This window comes from Advenella kashmirensis WT001, from assembly GCF_000219915.2.
Classification (GTDB): domain Bacteria; phylum Pseudomonadota; class Gammaproteobacteria; order Burkholderiales; family Burkholderiaceae_B; genus Advenella; species Advenella kashmirensis.
In genome coordinates this window covers 668,817-694,883 of sequence record NC_017964.1, presented here as the reverse complement: position 1 = coordinate 694,883, position 26,067 = coordinate 668,817, and the positions used below count along the sequence as shown (strand labels likewise).

The 26,067-nt window shown below is 56.2% G+C and carries 21 protein-coding genes and 6 pseudogenes; 5 read left to right on the top strand and 22 right to left on the bottom strand.

What is annotated here, in order from left to right:
* Positions 1-9: 9 nt before the first annotated feature.
* A complete protein-coding gene (locus TKWG_RS03320; protein WP_014749465.1) occupies positions 10-945 on the bottom strand; it encodes a LysR family transcriptional regulator in 936 nt (311 codons plus the stop codon).
* Between the two features lie 525 nt (positions 946-1,470).
* Between TKWG_RS03320 and TKWG_RS03315 the strand changes: the two genes are divergently transcribed.
* The 4 genes and pseudogenes from TKWG_RS03315 (at position 1,471) to TKWG_RS03300 (ending at position 8,919) form a co-directional block, all read left to right on the top strand.
* Positions 1,471-1,881 carry a PaaI family thioesterase gene (locus TKWG_RS03315; RefSeq protein WP_041709804.1) on the top strand — a complete coding sequence of 137 codons (411 nt, stop codon included), beginning with the start codon at positions 1,471-1,473 and terminating at the stop codon, positions 1,879-1,881.
* Positions 1,882-1,963: 82 nt separating this feature from the next.
* Entirely contained in the window at positions 1,964-5,281 is a 3,318-nt protein-coding gene (locus TKWG_RS03310) for an acetyl-CoA carboxylase family protein (RefSeq protein ID WP_014749463.1), read from the top strand.
* Between the two features lie 29 nt (positions 5,282-5,310).
* Positions 5,311-7,773, top strand: coding sequence for a CaiB/BaiF CoA-transferase family protein (locus tag TKWG_RS03305; RefSeq protein ID WP_014749462.1), 2,463 nt, complete (start codon positions 5,311-5,313; stop codon positions 7,771-7,773).
* A 139-nt stretch (positions 7,774-7,912) separates the two neighbouring features.
* Positions 7,913-8,919, top strand: a pseudogene (locus TKWG_RS03300) (Bug family tripartite tricarboxylate transporter substrate binding protein).
* A gap of 235 nt (positions 8,920-9,154) precedes the next feature.
* Here TKWG_RS03300 and TKWG_RS03295 read toward each other — a convergent pair.
* The gene (locus TKWG_RS03295; RefSeq protein WP_171815111.1) at positions 9,155-10,135 is read right to left on the bottom strand and encodes an AraC family transcriptional regulator; all 981 of its coding nucleotides are present in this window, start codon (positions 10,133-10,135) and stop codon (positions 9,155-9,157) included.
* Between the two features lie 173 nt (positions 10,136-10,308).
* Here TKWG_RS03295 and TKWG_RS25730 point away from each other — a divergent pair, with 173 nt between their 5' ends.
* Positions 10,309-10,443: a hypothetical protein gene (locus TKWG_RS25730; RefSeq protein WP_264300269.1), complete on the top strand. Its 135-nt coding sequence runs from the start codon at positions 10,309-10,311 to the stop codon at positions 10,441-10,443.
* A gap of 18 nt (positions 10,444-10,461) precedes the next feature.
* Here the strand turns inward: TKWG_RS25730 and TKWG_RS03290 are convergent, their stop codons facing one another.
* The 20 genes and pseudogenes from TKWG_RS03290 to phnD all read right to left on the bottom strand — a co-directional run bounded on the left by TKWG_RS03290 (position 10,462) and on the right by phnD (position 26,055).
* Entirely contained in the window at positions 10,462-11,241 is a 780-nt protein-coding gene (locus tag TKWG_RS03290) for a 2-keto-4-pentenoate hydratase (RefSeq protein ID WP_014749460.1), read from the bottom strand.
* Positions 11,242-11,251: 10 nt separating this feature from the next.
* On the bottom strand, positions 11,252-11,887 hold the full coding sequence (locus TKWG_RS26855; RefSeq protein ID WP_014749459.1) for a mechanosensitive ion channel family protein: 636 nt from the start codon (positions 11,885-11,887) through the stop codon (positions 11,252-11,254).
* Positions 11,888-11,898: 11 nt separating this feature from the next.
* Entirely contained in the window at positions 11,899-12,567 is a 669-nt protein-coding gene (locus TKWG_RS26850; RefSeq protein WP_014749458.1) for a mechanosensitive ion channel family protein, read from the bottom strand.
* A gap of 205 nt (positions 12,568-12,772) precedes the next feature.
* Positions 12,773-14,138 (bottom strand): annotated as a pseudogene (locus tag TKWG_RS03280) (4Fe-4S binding protein).
* 123 nt (positions 14,139-14,261) lie between these two features.
* Positions 14,262-15,106: pseudogene (locus TKWG_RS03275) on the bottom strand (FTR1 family iron permease).
* A gap of 27 nt (positions 15,107-15,133) precedes the next feature.
* Positions 15,134-15,490: a cupredoxin domain-containing protein gene (locus TKWG_RS03270; protein WP_014749457.1), complete on the bottom strand. Its 357-nt coding sequence runs from the start codon at positions 15,488-15,490 to the stop codon at positions 15,134-15,136.
* A 2-nt stretch (positions 15,491-15,492) separates the two neighbouring features.
* Entirely contained in the window at positions 15,493-15,999 is a 507-nt protein-coding gene (locus TKWG_RS03265) for an iron transporter (RefSeq protein ID WP_014749456.1), read from the bottom strand.
* 266 nt (positions 16,000-16,265) lie between these two features.
* Positions 16,266-16,880 carry an MBL fold metallo-hydrolase gene (locus tag TKWG_RS03260; protein WP_014749455.1) on the bottom strand — a complete coding sequence of 205 codons (615 nt, stop codon included), beginning with the start codon at positions 16,878-16,880 and terminating at the stop codon, positions 16,266-16,268.
* A complete protein-coding gene (locus TKWG_RS23920; protein WP_014749454.1) occupies positions 16,874-17,023 on the bottom strand; it encodes an MBL fold metallo-hydrolase in 150 nt (49 codons plus the stop codon). The genes TKWG_RS03260 and TKWG_RS23920 overlap by 7 nt, the downstream gene beginning before the upstream one ends.
* The gene (phnN, locus tag TKWG_RS03255) at positions 17,020-17,601 is read right to left on the bottom strand and encodes a phosphonate metabolism protein/1,5-bisphosphokinase (PRPP-forming) PhnN (protein WP_014749453.1); all 582 of its coding nucleotides are present in this window, start codon (positions 17,599-17,601) and stop codon (positions 17,020-17,022) included. Before phnN ends, TKWG_RS23920 begins: the two co-directional genes overlap by 4 nt.
* The gene (locus tag TKWG_RS03250) at positions 17,601-18,746 is read right to left on the bottom strand and encodes an alpha-D-ribose 1-methylphosphonate 5-triphosphate diphosphatase (RefSeq protein ID WP_014749452.1); all 1,146 of its coding nucleotides are present in this window, start codon (positions 18,744-18,746) and stop codon (positions 17,601-17,603) included. Before TKWG_RS03250 ends, phnN begins: the two co-directional genes overlap by 1 nt.
* A 78-nt stretch (positions 18,747-18,824) precedes the next feature.
* On the bottom strand, positions 18,825-19,439 hold the full coding sequence (phnL, locus tag TKWG_RS03245; RefSeq protein ID WP_014749451.1) for a phosphonate C-P lyase system protein PhnL: 615 nt from the start codon (positions 19,437-19,439) through the stop codon (positions 18,825-18,827).
* A gap of 34 nt (positions 19,440-19,473) precedes the next feature.
* Positions 19,474-20,303, bottom strand: a pseudogene (phnK, locus tag TKWG_RS03240) (phosphonate C-P lyase system protein PhnK).
* Positions 20,300-21,154, bottom strand: a complete 855-nt coding sequence (locus tag TKWG_RS03235) for an alpha-D-ribose 1-methylphosphonate 5-phosphate C-P-lyase PhnJ (RefSeq protein WP_014749450.1) — start codon at positions 21,152-21,154, stop codon at positions 20,300-20,302. Before TKWG_RS03235 ends, phnK begins: the two are co-directional and overlap by 4 nt.
* The gene (locus TKWG_RS03230) at positions 21,151-22,395 is read right to left on the bottom strand and encodes a carbon-phosphorus lyase complex subunit PhnI (protein ID WP_014749449.1); all 1,245 of its coding nucleotides are present in this window, start codon (positions 22,393-22,395) and stop codon (positions 21,151-21,153) included. The genes TKWG_RS03235 and TKWG_RS03230 overlap by 4 nt, the downstream gene beginning before the upstream one ends.
* A gap of 10 nt (positions 22,396-22,405) precedes the next feature.
* Positions 22,406-22,908 (bottom strand): annotated as a pseudogene (phnH, locus tag TKWG_RS03225) (phosphonate C-P lyase system protein PhnH).
* A gap of 77 nt (positions 22,909-22,985) precedes the next feature.
* A complete protein-coding gene (gene phnG, locus TKWG_RS03220; RefSeq protein ID WP_014749447.1) occupies positions 22,986-23,435 on the bottom strand; it encodes a phosphonate C-P lyase system protein PhnG in 450 nt (149 codons plus the stop codon).
* Entirely contained in the window at positions 23,432-24,145 is a 714-nt protein-coding gene (gene phnF, locus TKWG_RS03215; protein ID WP_202947762.1) for a phosphonate metabolism transcriptional regulator PhnF, read from the bottom strand. Before phnF ends, phnG begins: the two co-directional genes overlap by 4 nt.
* Positions 24,146-24,184: 39 nt before the next feature.
* Positions 24,185-24,966: pseudogene (phnE, locus tag TKWG_RS03210) on the bottom strand (phosphonate ABC transporter, permease protein PhnE).
* A 93-nt stretch (positions 24,967-25,059) separates the two neighbouring features.
* On the bottom strand, positions 25,060-26,055 hold the full coding sequence (gene phnD / locus TKWG_RS03205) for a phosphonate ABC transporter substrate-binding protein (protein ID WP_014749443.1): 996 nt from the start codon (positions 26,053-26,055) through the stop codon (positions 25,060-25,062).
* Positions 26,056-26,067 lie beyond the last annotated feature (12 nt).

Sequence of the window (26,067 nt, the reverse complement as noted above, 5' to 3'; positions counted from 1 at the left end):
ACCCCATTATCAAGGCATATCAGCCAGCCACTCCACCCCCACACAAGAAAATTGCTGGACATACGGCCGCAGCAAGCCGATCAGTTCACCCTGAAGTGCACTGACCGTATGCGGGTTGCGATTAATTACCGGACTGCCGATGATCACGGTCCGGCGAAGTTGAGGACTGACGATGGGTGCGCCGACGATGCGCCCGGCCTTTAACATTGGGGTAATCGGCATGACCGGCAGGATGGTATAGCCCACGCCGCGCTCCACCAGATCGAGGATGACGGCAGTACTATCGGACTCAGCCACCAGATTCAGGTTAACCCCAATAATGGTGCACGCACGATCGATGGCGTTGCGAAGACTTTGCGCTTCCGGAACCACCATGGGTCTCTTTGCGACCTCAGCAAGCGTGACGGGTTGAGACTGTGATAACCCACAAGCAGGCAGGCCCACAACGTAAATGGGCTCGCGAAAAACCGGCGACGTCAGGAGCATCTCGGATTGCAGATAGTCGCCCATAAGGCAAATATCCAGCTTGCCATCTTCAAGGCCGTCTTGCAGGAAATCCGTGAAACCAGTGGCAATGCGTACTTTCAAATCCGGGTATTGCCGACGCAGAGACGTGACCAGTGGTCCGGCCAGTGCAGCAGCCAGACCTGGCAGCATACCGACGGCGACAGACCCCATCAGGTTCGCGGCCGCCGCACCGATGTCAGCCTTGGCTTGATTAAGCCCCTTTAATGAAACGCGCACCTGGTCAACGAAGCGGCGACCAGGCACTGTGAGCACCATGCCAAGTCGATGTCGTTCGAACAATGGGCTACCCAGTTCATCTTCCAGCTGCTTCAGTTGTCGGGACAATGCCGGCTGAACGACGTGAAGCAGCTCTGCAGCCTTGGTTAGACTACCCGTTTCCGCAATAGCCAGGATGGTCCGAAGTTGTCTTAAATCCATCGTTGGTTCACCCCGATTGTGATCTATGCCGAACCGCTATAGCTGTCAGAGAAAGATGTGAATTGTGTCACAGACTCGCCGAAATTACTATTAAACCACTCAATTGCACGTCCATGACCAAGGCAAAGCAGCTTCGCTGACAAAGGGTTTCGGCAGCGGTCCATCCACAAGCCCGTCATGTCATCCAGCGGTTTCAAAAGTGACAACACTGGCGCTTTGTTGATTTGACTGCAGGGGCAAACGAGCTCAGCAGGAAGTTAAGCATTCATTAAAAAGCGCGCTGGCATCGTTATTCATAAACGTAACGATGAACAAAGGGCAATATTTTCGGAGACAAAATGCTGCTACGTTACAAATTGAATCGCCGGGTGTTCTCGGTATTTTCGATACTTATCACCGCATCAACGCTGGGATTGTCAAATAGCGCCTGCGCAGTGCACATCACTGCTCAATGATCTTCAGTTTATTTTTATACCTACATTAGAGGATTCAAGTTTGGACAGTATAAAAAACCAGCCATTAACAATAGAAACAGACGGGATTCAATTGGGGCACTTTGGAATTGATGTTCCATTCATGCACCATATTGGCCTCCAGAGTATCGGCCTGGAAGGCAATTGTTGCCGTACACGCCTGAAATTGACACGCGAGCTGGTCAACAGTCGGGGCGATATTCACGGCGGCGCGTTGATGAGCGCGCTGGACTTCACATTGAGCGTTGTAGCGCGGGCGCATGACCCACTGAATATGGGGGCGGCAACGATTGATATGTCGACCCATTTTTATGAGCCTGCCAAATCGAACGTAGAGATTATTGCCGCCTGCAAACGACGCGGCAAAAGTATTGCATTTTGCGAGGGCGAGGTCCGGGACGGCCATGGGACGGTTTTGGCTGTTGCGCGTGCCGTATTCAAATTGGTGCCCCGAAACCGGTAAGCGTTTCACTTGACCTCGAACGTGCACCTTCGGGTGATGAGCAAGAGAACGATTAAGACAAAAATCAGGAAAACAGGAAATCATGAAGAAAATTTTGGTTGCCAATCGTGGCGAAATCGCCGTTCGCATTCTTCGCGCCATACGTGATCTGGGAATGCCCGGCGTGGCGGTTTATTCGAGCGATGATGCCAATTCCCGGCATCGGACACTGGCGGACGCTGCAGTGGCATTGAATGCTGCGGGTCCTGCAGCCTATATCGATATCGACGCCATTATCGCTGTCGCACAAAGGCAAGACTGCGATGCCATTCACCCCGGCTATGGTTTTCTAAGTGAGCGGCCGGATTTTGCTGCCGCATGCGCTAATGCAGGCATTACCTTTATTGGCCCCGAAGTGGAGCACTTGGCCTTGTTTGGAGACAAGGGCAGCGCACTGAAGCTTGCCAGGGAGTGCGGCGTGCCCGTGATGCCCGCCACGCATGGAGGCGCCACGCTGGAGCAAATCATGCAATTTTTCGACGAGCAGGACGGCGCAGGCATCGTCATCAAGGCGGTGGGCGGTGGCGGCGGTCGCGGCATGCGTGTCGTAAAGACCAGGGATCAGATCCCTGAACTCTATGCACGCTGCCGATCCGAGGCAATGTCCGCATTTGGCGTGGATACCCTCTATGCAGAACGCCTGGTAAACCGCGCGCGTCACATCGAGGTGCAAATCGTGGGGGACGGCGCACATGTTGTCGCGCTGGGTGAGCGCGATTGCACGTTGCAACGTCGTTTCCAGAAAGTGGTTGAAATCGCGCCAAGCCCGGTTCTGAATGCGCAATTGCGAACAGAGATCCTGGCTGCGGCAATCAAGCTTGCGTCGAAAGTGAACTATCGCAGCCTTGGTACATTTGAATTTCTCGTTGAGGAAGACGAAAACGGCGCGCAAACGGATTTTGTTTTCATCGAGGCCAATCCTCGACTCCAAGTGGAGCATACGATTACCGAGCAAGTTACCGGAGTCGATCTGGTGGCGTTGCAAATCGGCATTGCGCAAGGAAAGCGGCTTGAAGCATTGGGCGTGAACCCTGCGAATCCGCCACAGATCAAAGGCTATGCCATTCAAGTACGCGTGACGGCAGAATCCACCGACGCCAATGGTTTGGCGCGACCGGCACACGGTCGGCTGGAGCGCTTCGATCCACCCACGGGACCGGATGTGCGAGTGGATACGCATGCCTTTAGCGGCTATTGCCCCGCCCCGGCTTTCGATACGCTTTTGGCCAAGCTGATTGTATCGAGCGCCAGTGATGAATTTTCAAATGTCGTCAGGCGCTTGCGACGCAGCTTGGCTGAGTTCACGATCGCCGGCATTTCGACCAACATTCATTTACTGAAAGCGCTTGTCGATCGTGATGATTTCCTCCAGCAAAAGAACCACACCCGCTATATCGAATCGATTCTTGGGCAACTGGTCGCTACTGCATCTGTGCTCGAAAGTGAGCAGGAAGCAAAGAATAAGCTCACTAGCGAAGCGTTGCCTGCTGCCGCAGCATCGTCAACCGCCAAAAGCGTCGTACAGGAAGTGCTCGAGGACGGGCTTGCAGCCTTGTGCGCGCCACTGAGCGGACGGATTGTCGAAGTCTCGGTGAATGCAGGCGATACGGTTCTGAAAGGCCAGCCCATTGCGGTCATCGAAGCGATGAAAATGGAGCATTCCGTTGTTGCCGAGTTCAATGGAAGCGTCGTTGAAGTACGGGTGAATAACGGTAGTCAGACAGCGGAAGGCGATATCCTGGTGGTGCTGGAACAGGCGTTGGACGGTACAGACGCAGAGCTCGCCGTTGAAACGGTCGATTTGACGGCCATCCGCCCCGATTTGCAGGCAGTACTTGATCGCCATGCCATCCTGTATGACGAGGCTCGCCCGGACGCGGTGGCAAAGCGCCGTGCACGCGGGCAACGCACTGCCCGCGAGAACCTTGCTGATCTGTGTGATGATGGTTCCTTTGTCGAATACGGCGCATTGGTCGTTGCCGCACAGGCAAGCCGTCGCACCAAAGAGGATCTGATGCTAAACACGCCCGCTGACGGTATTGTCACGGGTATTGGCAACATCAATAGCGCGCAGTTCGGTTATGAGCAATCGTTAAGTGCCGTGATGGCCTATGACGCAACGGTGCTGGCCGGTACGCAAGGCAAGCGCAATCATATCAAGACCGATCGTCTGGTGGAGCGTGCCCGCCGCGACCAAATGCCGTTCGTGCTGTTTGCAGAAGGCGGCGGTGGGCGTCCGGGAGATGTGGATTTCCCGTTTGTTTCCGGCTTGTACCAGCCTTCCTTTGCTGCGCTGGCAGAACTCAGTGGAGAAGTGCCGCTGCTGGGCATCGTGTCGGGCCGATGCTTTGCCGGCAACGCTGCCTTTCTGGGTGTATGTGACGTCATCATCGCGGACAAAAATTCCAATATCGGCATGGCCGGCCCCGCAATGATTGAGGGCGGCGGCCTGGGTGTATTCAAGCCTGAAGACGTTGGCCCGGCTAGCGTGCAATTTGCCAATGGCGTCATCGACATTCTGGTGGAAAATGAAGCACAGGCCGTTAAGCTCGCCAAGCATTATCTTGCAATGTTTCAGGGTAGAACGAAAGACTGGTCGGCGCCCAATCCACTGGCGCTGCGACACGTGGTCCCAGAGAATCGCTTGCGCGTCTACGACAGTCGCAAAGCCATTGAAGGCATCGCCGACGTAGACAGTGTATTGATGCTTCGCTCCGGATTCGGGCACGGCATGCACACCGCGCTTGCACGCGTTGAAGGGCAGCCGGTAGGCATCATCGCCAATAACCCACAACATCTGGGCGGCGCCATTGATGCTGATGCTGCGGACAAGGCGGCCCGGTTCATGAATCTTTGTGATGTTCATGGCCTGCCGATCATTTCGCTGATCGATACGCCCGGATTCATGGTGGGTCCCGACGAAGAAGCCAAGGCCCAGGTGCGCCACGTGTCCCGTATGTTTGTGACCGCAGCCAAATTGCGCGTCGCGATCCTGGCCATTGCCCTGCGCAAGGGCTACGGTCTGGGCGCAATGGCAATGGCAGGCGGCGGTTTTCGCTCGGCAAGTTGCTCGGTGTCCTGGCCCACAGGAGAGTTCGGTCCGATGGGACTGGAAGGCTCAATCCGGCTGGGGTTCAAAAAGGAACTCGACAGCGTTCCGGATGGGCCGGAACGGCAAGCGCTTTACGACCAGTTGGTGGCGCGTGCATACGAACGTGGTCATGCCATCAACGTTGCGTCCACCACAGAAATCGATGCAGTCATCGATCCGGCCCAAACGCGGACATGGATTCGTCAGGGCATCGCTTCCGCATCGTTACGTGCGGCTCGCCCCCGTCGCTCGTTTGTCGATACCTGGTAAGCACGGCACTCTCATAAAGGAAACACACTGTGGTTAAGCACGAACCCACCAGTCAGCTTGCTCTTGCCGGACTGCGCGTCCTGGAAATCGGTAGCGGAGCGGCATTGGCCTATGCAGGGAAACTCTTCGCAGACTTTGGTGCAGAGGTCATCAAGGTGGAGGATCCGGACGGAGACGCGCTTCGGACGGTACCACCGTTGCTGACCAGTTCTGATACCGAATCGCAAAGCGCGCTGAACGCCTGGCTCAGCACAAATAAACGCAGCGTCACATTGGGTAGTCAACGTTTTGAGCAATACGCATGGCTGGCGCGCCTGGCCAGAACCTGCGACGTGGTACTCGATGCCAGGGCGCTCAGTGAGGGCATCGAAGTTCTGAGTCGCCCGGTGTATGGCGCAAGTGACGCGGCCAGCGGCGAAAACATGCCCATCGAGGTGTGTTTAACCTGGTTTGGCGAAAGTGGTCCGTATAGCACATTCTTAGGAACTACCGCTGTGTGCCGCGCCCTGGCCGGCGCTGTATACAGTAGCGGCGCGGTAGAAGGGCCGCCACATCTGCCGCACGACGTGCAAACAGGCATTGTTGCCGGTATCGGCGCTTTCTCCAGCGCGATTTCAGCCTTGTTGGGAGAGTCTGACGGAAGCCGCCGCTATGTACTGAGCATTCATGAGCTTGCCTTCTCTGTTGTGGAGATGGAAGCAGGCATGGTGCAAGACGGACGCCACCCCAAAGCCCGCTTGGGCGTCAACCGGTTTTGTACGACACACCCCGGCGGCATCTACAAGACCCGTGAAGGCTGGATCGGCATTTTCGCCCACACCGGTCCGCAATGGGCTGCGCTGTGTGCGGCTGTGGGGCATCCGGAACATGCCCAGGATCCCAGATTCATAAACGGCCCGACACGCATCAAACATGCCGACGAGATTGACGCATTCCTGATTCCAGCCCTGCTTACCAAGACGGCCAAGGACTGGTTTGAGGAGCTTGGCAAGGCTAAATTTCCGGCCGTTATCGTGCCGACTATGGACGAGTTGCTTGCGCAGCAGGTACATCGTGAACGCGGTGCGTTTGTTCCTGTGATATCCGGAGACCGGCAGTTTGAAGGGGTGGTCGTGCCGTTTCCGCTCGGAGATGCAGGACCGTTGCCGGGTGGCGCTGCACCAATGAAGGGGGCGGATAACCAGTATTATCGCAGCGACGAAGCACTGGCTTTGCGAGTACGCCGCACCCGCGCGAAAGTAGCGGTGCCGCCGCTTCGGAAGACGCGTGTGATCGATTTGACCATGGGGTGGGCAGGCCCGCTGGCAGCGCGCACCCTGGCAGACTTTGGCGCCGAGGTCATTAAGGTCGAAGGGACGCAGTATCCGGATTGGTGGCGGGGAACGCATTATACCGAGGAGTTCTACAGCGAGCGGCTTTACGAAAAAAACGCGAACTTCGCTCTAATGAATCGAAACAAGCTCGGCATTACCCTGGATTTGACGCGTCAGGAAGGACGCGCCGTTTTACTCGATTTGGTAAAAACCGCCGACATCGTCATCGAAAACTATTCAACAGAGGTGCTGCCCAAGCTGGGCCTGGATTATGCGGCTTTGTCCAAGGTGAATGATCGGCTGGTGATGGTCTCCATGCCCGCGTTTGGTGCGGGCAATGAGTGGAGCACCACCCGGGCTTACGGCGGCACGCTTGAGCAGGCTAGCGGTTTGCCGCATCACACCGGATTCCCACAGAATCCGCCATCACTGACATCCTACGCGTATGGCGATCCTGTCGGCGGATGGAATGGTGGCGCCGCTGCTCTCCTGGCGCTCCTGGTACAGGCGCGGACAGGAAAAGGCCGGCACGTCAATCTCTCGCAGGTCGAATGCATGCTCCCCATGGCTGCCCCATTCATCCTGGAGCAGTCTGCCTGCGGGAAAACGACACCGAGAAACGGTAACGAGCATCCCCTCTTCGCGCCTCACGGTGTGTATCAATGTGCAGACGATGACGAGTGGGTGGTTCTGAGCATCACCAACGACACACAATGGCAGGCCCTGGTCCACGTCATTGATGCTCACGCGCTGGGCACCAATTCGTCATTGAACCACGCTGAGGGCCGTCGTGCGCGACGGCAGCAGATAGATGCTCACATCAGCACGTGGTGCCGACAGCGAACCGCAGACAGCGCCATGCGCGAACTGCAAAAGGCCGGCGTTGCTGCGGGCGTGGTGCAGCCAATCTGGCGTGTGATGGAAGACTCACATTTGAACGACAGGGGCTTCTTTTCCAGGATACCTCGTGCATATCTTGGCGAGTATATGGCCACCACTGCCTGGTTCAGAGAGACGGCCTCGGCAACTCAGCTGGTCCGTCCGGCGCCCACACTGGGTGAGCACAACCGCGAGGTCTTCTCCCGGGTGCTTGGCATGACGCAGGAACAGCAACAAGTACTTGAGGATAGTGGAATCACCGGAACATCGGCCACCAGGAAAGCGGCCCGGGAGCCTTGAAACACGTTGTTTGATTTGTCTCAAGCCGCGATTCTCAACGACACAGAATGGCCGGCTTGCGAGCGTTGTACAAAGCGATCCATAGATATCGCAATTTGAATCTTTCATTTTTTGTTCATAAAATTTTAGGAGACTTAACATGGCAATATTGAAATCACGTAGAGATTTTCTAGTCGTAACTGCTAGCGTCGCGGGCGCATCAGCGTTCGGACTCGGTTGCACAGTGGCGTTTGCACAGGATAAAAAATGGCCTGCAAAGCTGATTCGAATCGTCGTTCCCTTTCCGGCGGGATCCATTACCGATGCAATGGCGCGGCTGCTTGCCGACAATCTCTCTAAATCACTGGGACAGTCGGTCATTGTGGAAAACAAAGGCGGAGCCAACGGCTCCATTGGTGCGACCGATGTTGCCCGATCGGCACCGGATGGCTATACCTTGTTGGCTACCAACAGCAGCAGCATTACCGGCAATCCGTTGATTTACAAGAACTCGCCATACAAGTCGACAGACTTTACCCCGATCTCGCTGGTGCTGGATGCACCGTTCGTCCTGAATGTAAACGCTGAATGGGCAAACAAGCACGCCATCAACTCCGTAAAAGACTTGGTCGCGTTTGCCAAGAGCCATCCCGCTGAGCTCAGTTACGGGTCTGGCGGTGTTGGGAATCTCGCTCACCTGGCGTATGCCATGTTGAGCAATGACGGAGGGTTCAAGGCCACGCACGTCCCGTACAAGTCTGCATCGCAGGCGAGCATGGCGGTGATGGCTGGCGAGGTAAACACTTCATTCGACACCCTGGCCAGCGTTCCGCAAATTCGCGCTGGAAAACTCAAGGCTCTCGCGGTAACGCCCAAGCAACGCATTTCCCAGCTACCCGATATTCCCACAATGGCTGAGGCGGTTTTCCGAATATCGATTTGACGTTCTGGCTGGGTCTGCTGGCGCCTGCCGGCACCCCTAGCGACATCATAGAGAAGTTGTACGAGCACGCCAGACAAGCCATGTCTGTGCCGACAGCGAAAACGTTATTGAGTGCACAGGGAACCATTGCCATGACCAATCCTAAGGATTTCGCAATGCGCATTGCGAACGAGACCAAGCAGTTGGCGCAAGTCATCGAGCGAGAGAATATCACGCTGGATTAATTCACTGAACGGTATCCCGACGGCACGCCCGCCAGAACCGATAGTTCGGAGCAACAGGCGTGCACGACTGAATAGAGACACCGTTATGGCTTGCGCGAAGATGGTTCGCTTCGAAACTGGCCAAGCAAGGGCCGAAAAATCGCTTCGGCCCTGCGTCCGCAGGGTAACTGCAACTAACGTCGCTGAATGTCCCGGCGTTGACGGTAACCCGTGCTGCAGTCGGCGACACTTGCACTTAGGATGATGCCTGGGATTCATCCCTGCCGCGTGCAATATCGCGCATTTTCCCGGGCGTGATCGAGTAGTATTTTTTGAAAACCTTGCCGAAATGCGCAGGGTCGGAAAATCCGCAAAGCCAGCCGATATCGCCAATCTTAAGATATCCGAGCAACGAATCGCGCAGCAGGTTTCTGGCGTTCAACATACGGATATCGTTCAGAAACATTGCAAAAGTCGCCGAGTCATTGAACTGGCGAAACAGCTTGTGCAACGTACGCACTGAAATGCGAAATTCCCTTGCCACTTTTTCGCCTGTCAGACTGATTTGGCTGGAATTCAAGTAGAGCCACAACGTGATCTCGGTGTACAGATTATGGCGGGCCTGATAGTTTTTTTCGGGAGAGCGACTTGCCAGACGATGATGTATGTTCTGCCCGATCGTCATGCCCGCCAGCAAGCGCACCGTGTCCAGACAAACGGCCTGATCCGATGGCACCGAGGCGATCCGCTCCATGAACGGCTCATTCAAATCGCGCAGGCATATCGCCAGCACTTTCGCCCAGCCACTGTCTGGGCGAAAGCGCTGATTGCAAGCCTGCCGAAACAGCGATTGCCGGTGTCCGACGCAAGACTCCTGCAGGGCAACGATTGTACAGTCAAGATTCAGATGCGGTCGCAGGCTGGCCGAACCAGAGCTGTGAATCAGCAGCAGATCGCCCGCCTGCAGTGTGCAGCTGTTGGTATTATCGGTGAACTCTGCAGCCTCCCTTGTGTGTAAAAGCAACCACTGTGGGCTGTTGCTGGCGGCAGGCGCCCATATAAGATCAGCATGATTTGCCTGCAGCATGACCACGCTGGCGCTGGCGGTCAAGGCAAATGCAGACAGATTGACTCTGAACCCATGAGCCGGTTGCGTTGCGGGATGCAACTTGGCATTGGACAGAATTTGCGGCAGGATTTGATTGAAACGCGGCAGGCTGATATCTGCATCCGCCATGACTGAATTCAGTCTGAATGGCTCCGATAGCCCATTGACAAAATCTTTGAAATGCATCGACAAGCCTGTACGACAAAACAAAAACCCGCAGCCATTTTGAAACAAATCAATCGAACTGGCTAGTCAATGCGCGCTAAAAAAGCATAATATTCGTGCGTTAAATCAAATTGTCCATGACTACCACAACGCCCATATCCGACGATGGCATGTCATCCACCACCGTTTCGTCAAGCCGCAACATGCTCGCTTCGCGGCACTGGCTGCTGCCTGCGCCGGGATTGCTGCGCTACGCTAGCGTCTCAGAATAACGCAGCAGCTTGATGACACTATGGTTCACAACGGAATGAAACAGATCCCAACCCGCCGAGTGCAAACGCAAACTGATCGCCGGCGCTGGGAAATCTCACCGTCATGAGATTACCGGTAATAAGTACTGCACCCGCAGGGATGCTGCGCTGCTTTCTGGCCATGGCCTTGGCCAGCCAGTATACGGACTCCAGTGGGTTGACAATATCTGCCACGTTACCCTCTTCGATCACTGCTCCATGCGAACTAATGGTGATATCCCGGTCAAAATCGGACACCGCGGGCTGCCACTGGCCCAGAATAACAGACGTATTATTGACGTTGCATGCCACCAGCGTCTGAGCATCGGGCGACGTCTTTTCCGGACAGCGGTCGTCAAGCACCTCAACGGCCGGTGCGACCGCATCGATCCAGTCAGCAGCCGCTTGCACGCTGTTTAATTCATCTCCTGAGAGCTCCCTGCCTATGCGCACGGCCACTTCAAATTCGAATTTCATGTGAGTGTAGTCACTCATGGACAACACTGCACCGGAAGATAATAACGCCGTGTCCAGCAATTCACCATAGACGGGCTCGGTCAGGCCATGCTTGCTCCAGGCGGCAGGCGCATTCAGGGCGATTTTCAATCCGGCCCGCCGGGCATGGTGACGCGCCATGCGAATCTGTACCAGTTGCTCCTGCACCGCATAAGCCTGCTCCAGGCTCAATGGCCTGCCGTCTGCCAGCAATGGGGAAAAATGCACACGATTATCAAATTGCTGCTGCAACTGCAGTGCCAGCTCACGAGGGGTGGGGCCCATGACGTCTCCTTTACGAATTGGGTGGTGCAGCACCAGCGCTGCCGCTTGTGTTGCCGTTGTTATCGATATTGGTATTCACATTGTCGGCAATGGCCGTTTTGAGTGCTGCCATATCATACCCGCTGGGCGCCTGGAATACGCGCAAATCGAACTCACCGACCACGGCAAAGATATGATCGAACAGATCGGACTGGATGCGTTCGTACTCAGCCCAGACCACGGTCGTCGTAAAGGCGTAGATTTCAATGGGCACGCCTGTTGCCTGCGGAGCCAGCTGGCGCACCAGCAGGGTCATATTACGATGGATATGCGGGTGATTGCGCAGGTAGACTTCCAGATACGCCCGAAAGGTGCCGATATTGGTGAGCCGTCGACCATTCAGCGCGGACGACAGGTCTTCGCTGCGCGACTGATTGTAGTCCTCTACTTCCCTGGATTTGTCCAGAATATATTGGGACAGCAGCCGGCTTTTGGTCAGCCGCTTCATTTGGCTTTCGGTAATGAACTTGATGCTGTTGACATCGACATGGATGGCACGCTTGATACGACGACCACCGGATTCGGACATGGCGCGCCAGTTCTTGAATGAATCTGAAATCAGTGAATAGGTGGGAATGGTGGTTACCGTATTGTCCCAGTTGCGCACCTTGACCGTGGTCAGCCCGATATCAATAACGGCCCATCAGCATTGTATTTGGGCATTTCCAGCCAGTCGCCGATACTGAGCATATTATTGGCAGACAACTGGATGCCGGCCACCAGACCCAGGATCGGATCCTTGAAAATAAGCATGAGCACGGCGGTCATGGCACCCAGACCGCTGATCAGGATAACCGGCGACTGGCCGATCAGGACCGAGACAATGAAAATGACGCCGGCAATGGAGGCAATGATTTTCAGGCTTTGCACGATGCCCTTGAGCGGAAACTGGACAGCAACCTGTTTGCGAAAACACCAGTCCAGCACGATATCCAGGAATGCAAAAAACGCCAGGATGGTATAGACCAGCATCCAGATGCGCGAGAACCCCAGCAGGCCTTCATGAACCGAGCCGGGCGGCACCCACAGGCGTGTAAGCAAGCCAAGGGCTAACCCCTGCACCAGCATGGCAGCATAGCGAAACAGGGACGAATGACCGACAAGCTTGATGAAGAGAAAACGATCGTTGCGCATTCTGCCCCGCAACATGCGCAGCACACCATAATGCAAAACACCATGCAGCAATGCCAGCAAAAGCAGCATGATCCCGAGGGTAACAATTAACGTTGCATAGGGAGAAAGCTGCAAACCGGCCAGGGCCAGCCAGTCAGAAGGAGTGTCTTTCATGGATTACCATCAGAATAAGCAAGAGCATGACATAGTAGCAAACTGGTCCGGTCTCGTCATCTGTGCAAAGTACGAAGAAGCACGATCAGATGCTGTTGGTCCGCGATCGCGGCAAGACCACGACCATACGCACGACGTGACGTCGTACGCAGACATCCCATCGCGCATACCCTGAACTTGTAAATGCTGATCGTTTATATCCCCCTTACCAGATCACAAAGAACAATAGCCATGCGTAGATGAACGGCGCCAGTCCTGCGATCAATAACAGCATACAGGTAACCCGCTGCCCGAACGATACCTGATGCCGTTGCAGAATTTTCCAGGCCAGACGCAGTGACCACAGCAGGGAAAGAAACAACAATGTCAGGCGAACCGGGCCCGCCCAGCCAGTGGCAATGCCATCATTGCGCAACAGGGTAATGGTGGTTGCCGACAGTCCCAGAAAGACGCCGACGCCAGCCGCCGGTATCAGCGCCTGCGCGACGGTATCGACAGCGTCGAATAATTTTCCACCCACACTTTCTGTATGCAATGCAGGCTCAGCCACAACGCCCCCCCGGTAACCAGTGCAGTGCCAAAAATGAACAGCACAATGGTAAAGCCGTCGAGCCAGCTGAAAACATCATTGACTTCCGGATAGTTCGTCAGAATGAACCAGGGCGCGTTCTGTTCCAGAGGCCAGAAGACATCACGGTTGACCAGCCACTCGGCCATGGCCTGTTTCAGGCTGACAAACCAGGGGCTGGCGCTCCACAGAAAGGCGCCCACGGCAATACCCATCAGCCCCCATATGATCAGGGCCGTCTGCCAACCACCGGTTTGCGCCACAGCAACGATTTCTTCCTCCGGCGAGCGGGTGGTGAGCGCAATCGCACCACGATAATCGGCGCAGCGTCCGCACATATGACAGTCGGCAGCACCCTTCATATGGCGCAGCGGTACCAGCGGCGCGCAATTGATTCGCTCGATACGTCGAACCGGATGGCGCCAGGCATCTTCACTAACCTTGTAATGCCAGGGGCCAGTTTGGCCAGGAGCTGGAACACGCCATTGACCGGACACAAATACTTGCACCAGACGCGTTTATTGCGACCATACAGGTACCCGACCACCATGGCCCCCGCTGTCGAGCCGCCCAGCACAGCAAGCACCGCCCAGGGATATTGATATACGCTGACCAGCTGGCCGTAAATTGTTGTCAGGGCAAAGGCAACAAAGGGCCAGCCACCCCAGCGCATCCATTTTGGAATGGCTCGACCGCGACCATGTTCGCTGGCCCACTCGCTAAGCATGCCTTCCGGACAGAACCATCCGCACCATGCCCGTCCCATCAGGGGCATGGACACCAGGACAAAGGGCCACCAGATGCCCCAGAAGGCGAACTGGGCAAAAATGGTCAGATTGGAAAAAATATGCGCGGAATTGCCCGGCAGGGGCAGCGCAGCAGGAACAAGAATGAGAAAAAAGTAAACGCCAACCACACACCACTGCATATTGCGAAGCAGTTTCTTGTGGTCCCGCAGAAATGACGATAGCCGATAGGCAAGCGATTGAAATATGGCGCTCATGGAGCAAACCTTTGAAGAGCGAATCCACTATGGTGGACAAAACAGATGCGGCCAGACGCCTGGTTCACCGACACAGGGCATCTGAATTTTAGCAGTACGTGCCACCTCTTGAGGCGGCACGTGTCAGCCATGCGTGGAAACCATCTGTCGCGCAATGGCAGGTCGCGACCAACGAAACAACAACCCAATGGCAAGCCAGTACAAGGCAAAAACAATGACATGCGTAAGTGACGGCATTGCCCGGTAGCCGGCGAAATCGGCCAGGACCTTGCCCATGCCGCTGCTGTCATCAAACACTGCACTGGTGTCCCACACAGGATCAACCAGGGTCGCAATGGCCTCAAGTGAGATCAGGTGATCGATCCCGTTCATGAGCAGTGAGCCTGCCAGCAGCAGCAATAAAATTTCGGTAATTTGAAAGAAGCGGCGCCATGTAATGACTTTGCCCCCCAACTGCAAAATATAGAACGTCAGCAGTGCCAGCAGAAAGCCACCCACACCGGCGGCTGCCAGCATCCACGCCTGACTCTGTTGCGCGCCGGCCAGTACCGTGCCCCAAAGAAAAACCACGGTCTCGCTGCCTTCTCGCGCCACGGCAATCATGACCAGAACCAGCAGCCCCCACCAGCTGTTACGCTGGAGATTGGCCGATGCACCACTGACCAATTCGCTTTTGAGCTTGCGGCCATTTTTTTCATCCACAGGACCATTTGCACCACCAGTCCGCAGGCAACCAGCGCCATGATGGCCTGGAACCATTCCTGCCCGGTATCGGACAACCAGGTGGACACGCCCATGAAAACCAGCGCCAGCGCGATGGCCAGCAACAGCCCCGCAGCCACCCCACCCCAGAGCCACGGCATACCACGCCGTCCTTCCGGAGAAGCGCGCAACCAGGTGTACAAAATACCCACCACAAGCAGGGCTTCAACGCTTTCACGCCAGACAATAAAGGCCACTTGATCCAATGGGTTACCTTTTAAGAGAATGTTGAACTATTGGGCAGGCTTGACCACCAAGGTGCCTTTAACGGATTGATGAAAGTCGTCAAAAAACGGATATTCGCCGGGTTTTGAAATTTTGAAAACCAGAAATGAGGACAGACCTGGTCCCAGCACTTTTTCCTTGCGCAGCGGCAGGCTCTCGAATTCAACGGGCACCTTGCTTTCATTGATGAGATTGATCTTGAAGCGACCGGCAGGCACTTCAAGCCGCTGCGGCTCGAACGTGCCATCTTCCTTGAACGTGAGGGTAAAGGTGGGCGTCTCGGCCCAGGCGCTTGCCGCCAGCAAGGCCTGGGTCATGGTGAGGGAAAGCGCCAGACCGGCAATAGCCAAAGCGCGTTTAACCATGATCAATATCCGCCTTTTTTACCTGTACCGGCATACGTGAATTCGTACTCGACTTCAAATGGCTTCCAGAACGCCTCAACTCCGGTTTCCTTGTCGGTATGATGGCCAAAATGATTCATTTTATTGGCCTCGGGCGAATCAATGATGTACGTGAGTTTATATTTGCCAGGCCCTTGCAGCTTCACATTGTCACCATAGTGGGGACCGTCATTGGCCACCATGGGCATGAACATCCCTTCCTGAACTTTGCCGCCTACTTTTTCCAGCTTGTATTTGATGGTCAGATACGGCATCCACGCGCCTTCCTCGAACCCGTTCTTGTTGTCAGCCGTTGCATGAATATCTGCTTCAAGGTGAATATCGGAATCCTTGGCTTCACGCATCATGCCTGCCGGTTCCATGGTAATGGGCTGCAGGTACACGGCAGCGATTTCCATGCCGTTTTTCATATGAGGTTTGCCGATAGGATACTCGGCAGCCTGTGCAGACAGAGACAGAGACAGTGCCATGCCGGCACCGATCAGGCGATTTTCTTGACCATACGTAAATGTCCACCAATAAGGAAATAGGTAAATGAGAATATTTCTCGTTTATATTAGTATATATTGGCTGACAGTCGCCTTAATAAATATCAAAAGCGACGCAGACAGGTGCTCATCTATGCATAACCTGTCTCAGAAAAATCGCCCGGCGCCCGGAACGGTCGGACTGGTAGAGTAGAGGAATCAGGAAAGTCGCCATTAGCGTCATGATCCATGTCATGCCCGGAGTCAACTCACAACTGAATCTGGTCACCATCAAATGCCTGGCGGACATCCGCGGGCAGTGCCTGGGGATGGGCCATCAGGTAGCGATCCAGTTCGTGACCGGCATGGGTCAGCCAGGTGGTCCCGGCGCCGATGGCGGCATGGATCGCCAGCGCCTGGTTCAGATCGTTGTGATTGCGCCCGGGTTCTGGCCGGGGCGGATAAGAACAATCGAGCACACAATGAGCCGGACGCTGGTCGCGCAAAAAACGTTCTACCGCTTCGGGCAGGCCTTGCGTATCGGTCAGGTAGGCCAGACTGTCGCCCTGATCGGGCCGGATCAAATAGCCGTAGGTCGGGCGCGAATGCTGCAGTGGCAAGGCAGTGATGCTGAAACCGGCAAACCGCCGTTCTTCAAATGCTTCAAACGGTTCGGAAAAGTCCAGAATGCCCGGATGCTTATACAGGTCTGCAAACCCGGCTTCATCCTCAGGTCCGTATACCGCAATCCGCAAGTTGACGCCCCAGCGCAAATGCAGCAGGCCCTGGGCATGATCGGCATGATAATGCGTCTGGAAAATACCCTGCAGCGTGCCGGGCGCAAAGCGAGTGGTCAGGTCCGTCAGGCCGCTGTCAATCAGCACTGGCCGTCATTGCCTTGCAGCAACGCGCTACAGGGCAGGCGCGCGTGGCGAACATCACTGCGCGCCCGGGCACAGGCCACGCAATCGCAGTTATAAACAGGCATCTGCGCCGAATTGCCGGTGCCCAGGAAAGTCAGTTTCATTGCCGCTCCAGTGTCGTGGCCTGTTCAATTGTATGCAAAAACTGCGTCACGGCGCTGTCCAGGTCGCCGGAGTTATCCAGCACCACCAGCCGCGCGCCCTGCTCCCGCAGCCTGTCCATAAATGCGATATCAAGCGCGCAGTTGCGTGCCAGCCGCTGAGTAATCTCCTGACGGCTTTCACGGCCACGCTGCAGCAGGCGTTGCAGCAGCAAGGGCGGATCGACCTGCACCAGCACCACCAGCGCCGATTTGTAACGTTGTACCGCAGACTCGCAATACGCGCGGGAACCGTTGACCAATACGGTATGCCCCTGCGCCAGCAAGTTATCTAGCTCTATCGGGATGCCATAGGCCAGGCCGTTGGCGCGCCAGCTCATGGCAAACTCGCCACGTGCCTGCATCGCATCGAAAGCATCGGGCGACAGGGAGAAGGCATCTTCTCCCTCGGACTCAGCCGACCGGGTTATGTAGCGTTTCATCAATCGCAACTGTGATCCCGCACGGCTGGCCGCCAGTTGCAGCAGACTGTCTTTGCCCGACCCGGAAGGTCCCATCACGTAAACCAGCTGACCCGGCATCAAAATACCCGTTGACCTTCGCGCAGCACCTGCTGCACTACAAACTGCCTGCCCGTATCCTTGACCTGTACCAGATCGGCACGCAGTCCCGGACTGATCTGGCCACGGTCCGGCAAATTGGCGGATCTGGCCGGCGCCAGGCTCACCATATTCACCGCCTGCGGCAGGCTGATCCCCAGATCTGACTGGCTCAGAATACGCACCGACTGCAACATGCTTGCCGGGTAATAATCGCTGGACAGAATATCCAGTACGCCTTTGCGAGCCAGGTCGGTGGCGGCGATATTGCCGGAATGTGAACCGCCGCGCACCACGTTGGGCGCGCCCATCAGCACTTTCAGGCCCAGTTGGTGGCTGAGCGCCGCCGCTTCATGGGTAGTGGGAAATTCGGCAATGGTCATGCCAAAACCGGCTGATTCGTGCACGTGCTCGCTGGTGGCATCATCATGGCTGGCAAGCGATAGCCCGCGCTCGTGGCAGATATCCACGATACGACGGCGGTATTGCTCACTGTAGCGATCGGCATTCTGTTTTTGCAGAACGATAAAGGCGTCCATGTCAGCATCATTCAGGTGATACTTGCCCTGATAGTATTCGCGGTATTTTTCGTACTTGACAAACTGGCGCTGCCCCGGTGTATGGTCCATGACCGACACCAGATGCACCAGGTCATTGCCTACCAGATCTTCGAAGATACCCAGCGTTTTTTCATGACTGACTTCACAACGCAGGTGCAGCCGGTGTTCGGCCCGCGTATGTCCCTGGTCTGCAGCATGGGAAATGGCTTCCACCATTTTTGGCAATTGCAGAAGGCGTTGCCCTTTGGGGTTCACATCGCCAATCGAGAGCGCATCAAATACCGTTGTGATGCCTGCGCCGACGATTTGCGCGTCATGCGCCAATACCGCATTTTCCGATGGCCAGTCTACACCGGGACGCGGGTTCATGTATTTTTCAAGGTTGTCGGTATGCAGCTCGATCAGACCTGGGATAACAAAATCGCCCTGCCAGTCTTCGGCGGCAGGCAGACTGCTTCTGCCTTCGCTGACATCATGAATCTGTCCATCACGCAGCGCCACGGTGCCACTGATGACCTCGCTGGCAGTGACGATCTTTGCATTGGTAATCACTCTTTCACGCAACATGTTTCATCTCCCTCGTCGCGATATCCAGGCTGCGATCTCGCCACGGCTCGCGCGCCGCCTTGTCATGAAAAATCCCGATCAGGCAGCGCCGGCTGCCCGGGCCTCGCCAATCATCTGCAGCACCACCTGGCGATTTGCTTCATCCAGCGATGCTGTCGGTTCATCCAGCAGCATCAATGGCCAATTGACCATGAAACCACGGGCGATGTTCACGCGCTGCTGTTCGCCGCCAGAAAAGGTATTGGGCGCCAGCGACCAGAGCCTTTGCGGAATGTTAAGCCGCGTTAACAGGTCGGCGGCACGCGCTCGGGCCTGCTCGGCGCTCCAGCCGCGCAACAGCGCCGGCTCACTGACCACATCCAGGCAGTTGACGCGTGGAATGACGCGCAGGAACTGGCTCACATAGCCCATTGTCTCGCGGCGTACCTGCATGATCTGGCGCGGCGCCGTGCCGACCAGCTCGGTCATGCTGTCACGGTGCAACACGCGGATGGAGCCTGCACCTGGCAGATAGTTCCCATATAGCGTGCGCAGCAGCGTTGACTTGCCGGCACCCGACTGCCCATGCAGCACTACGCACTCGCCGGCGTTGACAGAAAAGCTGATGTCGTCGAGTACATGCAGTTGCACCCCCTGCTGTTGATGCAGAGTGAAGGTCTTGGACAGATTGTTTACTTCCAGAACGGTATTCATTGTTTCTCCGAATGCGTTGATTGCAACTGTACTATCACGGTTGCAATACCGATGAGACCAGCAGTTGCGTGTACGGATGTTGTGGATCATCCAGTATCTGATCGGTCAGGCCGCTTTCGACCACGCGCGAACGGCGCATCACCATCAGGCGGTCTGCAAGCAGCCGGGCCACGGCCAGGTCATGGGTCACAATAATGACCGCAAGACCCAGATCGCGCACCAGTGCGCGCAGCATATCGAGCAAGCGTGCCTGCACCGAGACATCCAGCCCTCCGGTGGGCTCGTCCATGAACACCAGCCGTGGATGGGACACCAGATTGCGGGCGATCTGCAGCCGTTGCTGCATGCCGCCGGAAAAAGTGCGCGGCAGATCGTCAATGCGCGACTCGTCAATTTCCACCTGACGCAGCCAGCGCTCCGATTCGCTGCGCAGCACGCCATAATTGCGTACGCCTTGCGCCATCAGCGCTCGCCGATGTTGGCGCCCGCCGACACCGTCATGCGCAGGCCATCGCGCGGGTTCTGCTCTACAAACCCCCACTCGGTGCGCAGCAAGGTGCGTCGTTGCGCCTCGGAGGACGCATACAAATCCGTCACCGCCCCATCAGTCTGGCGATAGTGAATGGTTCCGGCGTCGGGCTGGCTGCGGCCGGAGAGCACATTGAGCAACGTAGACTTGCCCGAGCCCGACTCACCGACAATGCCCAGCACTTCGCCGGGATACAAATCGAAACTGACCGCCTGGCATCCCTTGTCCGGGCCAAACAAAAGGCCGATATCCGATACCTGAAAAAGCGGCTCGCCGGCCAGCTCGTCCGCCACCGGGCGATCTGCCTGATTGTTGATAGACTGCAATGCACTCATTGTGTTACCTCTGCTTGTGCCACGCGCTGCGCGCAGTAGTCAGTATCGGAGCAGACAAATTCCCGGCTGCCCTTGTCATCTGTAATAATTTCGTCCAGGAACGACTCCGTGGATCCGCAAATGGCGCAACTGTGCTCCCATTTCTGCACCTCGAACGGATGGTCTTCAAAGTCAAGGCTGGCCACATCGGTATAGGGCGGCACGGCATACAGGCGCTTTTCACGGCCGGCGCCAAACAGCATGAGCGCGGCGCTGCGGTTCAGTTTCGGGTTATCGAACTTCGGTATGGGTGACGGGTCCATCACATAGCGACCGGCCACCAGCACCGGATAGGCGTAGGCGGTGGCGATATGGCCGTAGCGGGCAATGTCTTCGTACAGCTTCACATGCATGACGCCGTAATCGTTCAGCGCATGCATGGTTTTGGTCTCGGTTTCCGACGGTTCAATAAAACGCAGCGGTTCGGGGATGGGCACCTGGAAGACCATGATCTGATCATTGCTCAATGCCGTCTCGGGTATGCGGTGACGGGTTTGTATTACGGTCGCTTCGGTTGTATCCACAGTGGTGCGAACGCCTGCAGTACGCGAAAAAAAGCGCCGGATGGACACGGCATTGGTGGTGTCGTCCGCGCCCTGGTCGATTACTTTCAATACATCATCACGTCCCAGGATCGCGGCGGTCAGTTGCATGCCGCCGGTGCCCCAGCCGTAGGGCAGCGGCATCTCGCGTCCGCCAAAAGGCACCTGATAGCCGGGAATGGCTACTGCCTTGAGCAGCGCGCGGCGAATCATGCGCTTGGTCTGCTCGTCCAGATAGGCAAAGTTGTAGGGTTCTGCTATGGCGTTCATGCCCGTTTCTCCTTCTGCGGCGGGACCTGCCCCGCGTCTGTTTCCTGCTGTTCCTGGTCGAGCCCGGCCTGCGCGTCGCGTTTTCTCATTTTGCGAATCAACTCAAGTTCTGCCTGGAAGTCCACATAGTGCGGCAATTTCAGATGTGATACAAAGCCGGCCGCCTCGACGTTATCGCAATGCATCAGCACAAACTCTTCCTGTTGCGCCGGCGAGGTGATCTCCTCGTCGTATTCGGCCGCGCGCAACGCGCGATCGACCAGGGCCATGCCCATGACCTTGCGCTCGTTGTAACCAAAGGCCAGACCGTAACCGCGCGTAAATTGCGCTGGCTGATCCTTGGAGCCGACAAACTGATTAACCATTTCACATTCGGTCACTTCGATATCGCCGGCAGGCACGGCGAAATCCAGCTCCTCGGGCTCCAGCCAGACCTCGGTGAAGCCGATGCGGATCTCGCCGGCAAATGGGTGGTTGCGACCATAGCCGCGCTGCGTCGAATAGCCCAGCGCAAGCAAAAACCCCTCATCGCCACGGGCCAGCGCCTGCAAACGCTGCATCCGGTTGCTCGGAAAATCGAGTGGCTCACGGGTAATGTCGGGAACTGCCTGGGCACTGTCCGTTTCTTCGCGCATCAACCCTTCCTGGGCCAGCAGGCCCAATACACGTGGAAAGTCCTGCCCTGCTTCTTCGATCGCGGCATCTGCCTGCGCATTTGTATCCAGGCGCGTCGCGCCCGACAATGATGCCGTTTGCTGCGCGACTGCGGCCCCGTCAATGTCGGCCGGGGTCTGCTGCGCATTGTCCTGCTTAAGCGCCTGGGGCTGTTCGCCTTCGGCCTGCAGGGTAAAGTCCAGCAAACGGTGTGTGTAGTCAAAGGTCGGTCCCAGCAACTGCCCGCCCGGCAAATCCTTGTAAGTGGCGGAAATGCGTCGTTCCACCTGCATGCTCTCGGTGCGAAGGGGGCGGCTGACGCAGTAGCGACTCAGTGTCGTGCGATAGGCGCGCAACAGAAAAATCGCTTCCAGCAAATCGCCCGCAGACTGTTTGATAGCCAGCGCGGCCAGATCACGATCGTACAGCGAGCCTTCGCTCATTACCCGGGCTACGGCCAGCGGCATCTGTTGCGCGATCTGGGCCAGCGACAAGGGTGGCACCTCAGTCGCACCACGCCGTTTCTGATCAAGCAAGCGATGCGCATTTTCGATAGCGGTTTCACCGCCTTTTACAGCAACATACATCGTATTCTCCTTATAGGACGCTGGCCACGGTACTGCGCGGCAAAGCCATCAACTGGCGCTGGCTGGTCATGAAAAAGTCCAGCCCCTTGGGAAAATCGGTTACCCGATTGCGTTCCGACCAGAACCGCTCGCACAGCGGCAGTGTGACAGCGCGCTGTGATTCGATGCCCGGCCCTTCGAGCACAACCGGCGCCCGCCTTCCAGGCTATCCAGCTGGACAATCACCGTGCATGACAGCTCCGGGTCACGATCGGTGCCGCAACGAAATTGCTCAAGATAGTCGACTTCGACAGCTGTAATAATGGCCAGGTCGGCCTGCTGCGGATCATCGACTACCGGGCAGGCACAGTGAAACGCCAGGTTGGCGCGAACCATGGGCGTATCGAGCGCCGGACTCAGCCAAATTTGCGTATCGTCATCAAACAGTGTCAGTGCCAGGGAAAAGGTAGCCGGATGCATAATGTCCAGCGCATCGGCAAAATCGGCCTGGGCGATCACGCCGGGCTCGGACATGGCCTTGAGCGCGGCACGAAAACTCATTTGTGCATTGAGCACAGGATCTGCAAAGGCAGGAACCAGAACGGGAGCGGTCATTCATTTTCTCCTCGAAGAAGGGTAAAGAAGTCAACTTTGGAAGCGGCGACCTCGGCCTGTCTGGCCAGACGCGCCTGCTGCTGACTGCGCGCAAGCGGTTCGATCACCGCTTGCATGAGTTTTGCCTTCTCCTGACCAAGCAGCAAGGCATCGGCCAGCGCAGCCAGCTCCGCATGACGCTTATTGCGTCCGGCAATATAGCTGTACCCGGCACGACCATCCTGCAGTTGCACAACGCAACGGGTCACTGTCATCTCGCCCAGGTTGAATGCCTGTCCGGTGCCGCCAGTGCGTCCCCGCACCATGGCCATACCGGTTTCCGGCTTGCGTATGCATTGATAAGGTACACCGGCGAGCTCGGATTCGTACCCGGCCAGCGCATCCCCTGCGCGTGCAAGCACCTGCATCCAGCGTTGCCGCTCGGTCGGAGCAAAGTCCGCTTTCATATGTGTTCTCCGTTTAAAACTACCTGATATTGAAAACGGTCGGCGCGGCTGACGGAAAACGTCAACTCTACGGGATGACCGTGCTGGTTTTTGGATAGGGTGGTCACAGTGAGCACCGGCGCCGATTGTGGAATCAGCAGGCGCGCCGCTTCGTCAATGGTGGGCAGCCTGGCGCCAATCACGCTGGAGGCGCGCTGCAACTCACAGCCGCGCTCTTTCAGATACTGGCGCATGGAATCACGTTTGTAATCTTGCAGCAACGCTTCGTACCCGGAAGAAAAAAAGTGCGTCATGACGCTGATCGGCTCGTTATCGATAAATCGCAGCGTGCGATACTCAAGCACGGTGCTGCCCGGAGCCAGGGCCAGTTGCGTCAGTTCGTCGTGGTTGGCCGGACGCCGATATACCTTGAGCAATTGCGCCCTGGCGGTGTGACCCATGGCCGAAAACTGGTCGGTGTAGGCGGATGTGGCCTGCACCGGATACAGCAGCGGCCGGGTCAGCACCTTGGTGCCCTTGCCCTTGATCCGGATAATATTGCCCTCTTGCACCAGCAAATCCAGCGCCCGCCGCACAGTATGACGATTGACATCAAAGCGTTCAGCCAGCCGCAACTCGCCCGGCAGCAGATCACCCGGTTTGTACATAGACAACTCAGCCCGGATAGTGGAAGCCAGTGTCTGGTAGAGCGGTTCATCTTGTCTAGACAAGTTCATCATTTTAAAAAGGCAGTTGCCTGCCTTGTTCCATCATACGAAGAATTTTCTGAGTCGCTGCGAGACCACGTCGATCACACTCACGCACACAATGATGATGAGCAAAATGGCCGCAGTCTGTCCGAAAGCGAAGCCCCGGATCGCTTCCCACAATAGCACGCCAATACCGCCGGCGCCAACCATCCCCACCACAGTGGCCGAGCGCACATTCGACTCAAATCGATACAGCGCGTACGACACCCACAAGGGCATGACTTGGGGAATCACCCCGAATATCACCTCTTGCAAAGCGCTTGCGCCAGTGGCACGCACTCCTTCGACGGGACCCGGATCAATCGCTTCAACAGCTTCTGCAAACAGCTTGGCCAATACTCCCGTGGTACCAAGAAATAGTGCCAGGTGCCGGCAAACGGCCCCAGCCCCACGGCCACCACGAACAACATGGCAAAGACCATTTCATTGATGGAGCGCAGGGCATCCATCAGGCGACGCACCGGCTGGCAAACCCACCAGGGCACCAGATTGGATGAAGACAATATGCCAAGTGGAATACCAAAAATAATCGCCAGAACGGTACCCCAGACGGCGATCTGGATGGTAACCAGCATCTCTCGCGCATACATGCGCCATTCAGAAAAATCGGGCGGAAAAAAATCCGCGGCAAACGTAGCCATGTTGCCTGAATCGGTCCACAGCAGGACCGGATTCATTTCGGCGCCTTTCCAGGCCCAGGCCAAAAACAGCAGGAACAGCCCCCATCCCAGCATTTTTGCCCATGTCATGCGCGGCGGCTGCGCTGGCAGTGCGCCGGACATCGGGCTGGGGCTTGTCGTCATTACAGACATATTCATTTCCAGTTTATGGCAACCTGCAAATACAATGCAGGCCGCCATCATGATCAACTCAAATTACGAGTTTTTACCTTCGATTTCTTTCATGCGCACAGAGATCTTGCTCAGTTGTTCATCCAGGCCAGCGATCTGTTTCTTGCGATCCTGCTCGTCCAGTTTGCTGTCACCAGCAATCTGCGAACGTTTTTTGAACAGTTCCAATTGGCGGATCGGCAGCAACTGATCATTGCTTGAAGGCTTGAACTTGCCCCAGGCCATTGCGTTAAGCACTTTGAGTTCTTCCGGCTTGTCGCCATAACTGTCAAAGAATGTCTTGAGTTTGGCCTTCACGTCCTCAGGCAGGTTTTTGCGCCATACGATAGGATCGGCCGGAATCAGCGGGGATTTCCAGATAACCTTGAGCATGGCTGCTTTATCCGGGCTGGTCCGGTTCAAACGCTCCATGCCTTCCGTGTTGAAAGTGGCGACATCAACCTGTTTGTTGGCCACAGACAGTGCGTTCACTTCATGGCTGCCGTTGACCGAGCGTTTGAAAATCTTGTTGGCATCAACATTGTTTTCAGCAAACACATAATAGCCGGGCACCAGGTAACCGGATGTGGAGTTCGGATCGCCGTTGCTGAAGTTCAGCGTTTTGGCGTTTTCCAGCATGTCCTTGACTGAATTGATTTTGCTGTCTTTATGGGCGATCAGCAGGCTCCAGTACCCTGGCTTGCCGTCTTTATCTACTGTCTGGTAGATCACTTCGCCGTTGGCGCGATCCACCGCTTCCATGGCAGATTTGTTGCCGTACCAGGCGATGTCGACTTTATCGAAGCGCATGCCCTGGATAATGCCGGCATAGTCAGGTGCAAAGAACGCCTTTACTTTGTAGCCGGTTTGCTTGGACAGATCGGCCAGAAACGGTTCCCAAACCGTTTTCAGGTTCTGGGAAGATTCCGTAGAGATAATGCCGAAATTGAGTTCCTTGGATTCCTGGGCCTGAACCGCGGCAGCACTCATACCCAGCGCGAACAGGGAAATGCCAAGGCGGCGAATGGTCGATTTGAACATGAAAATTCCTAA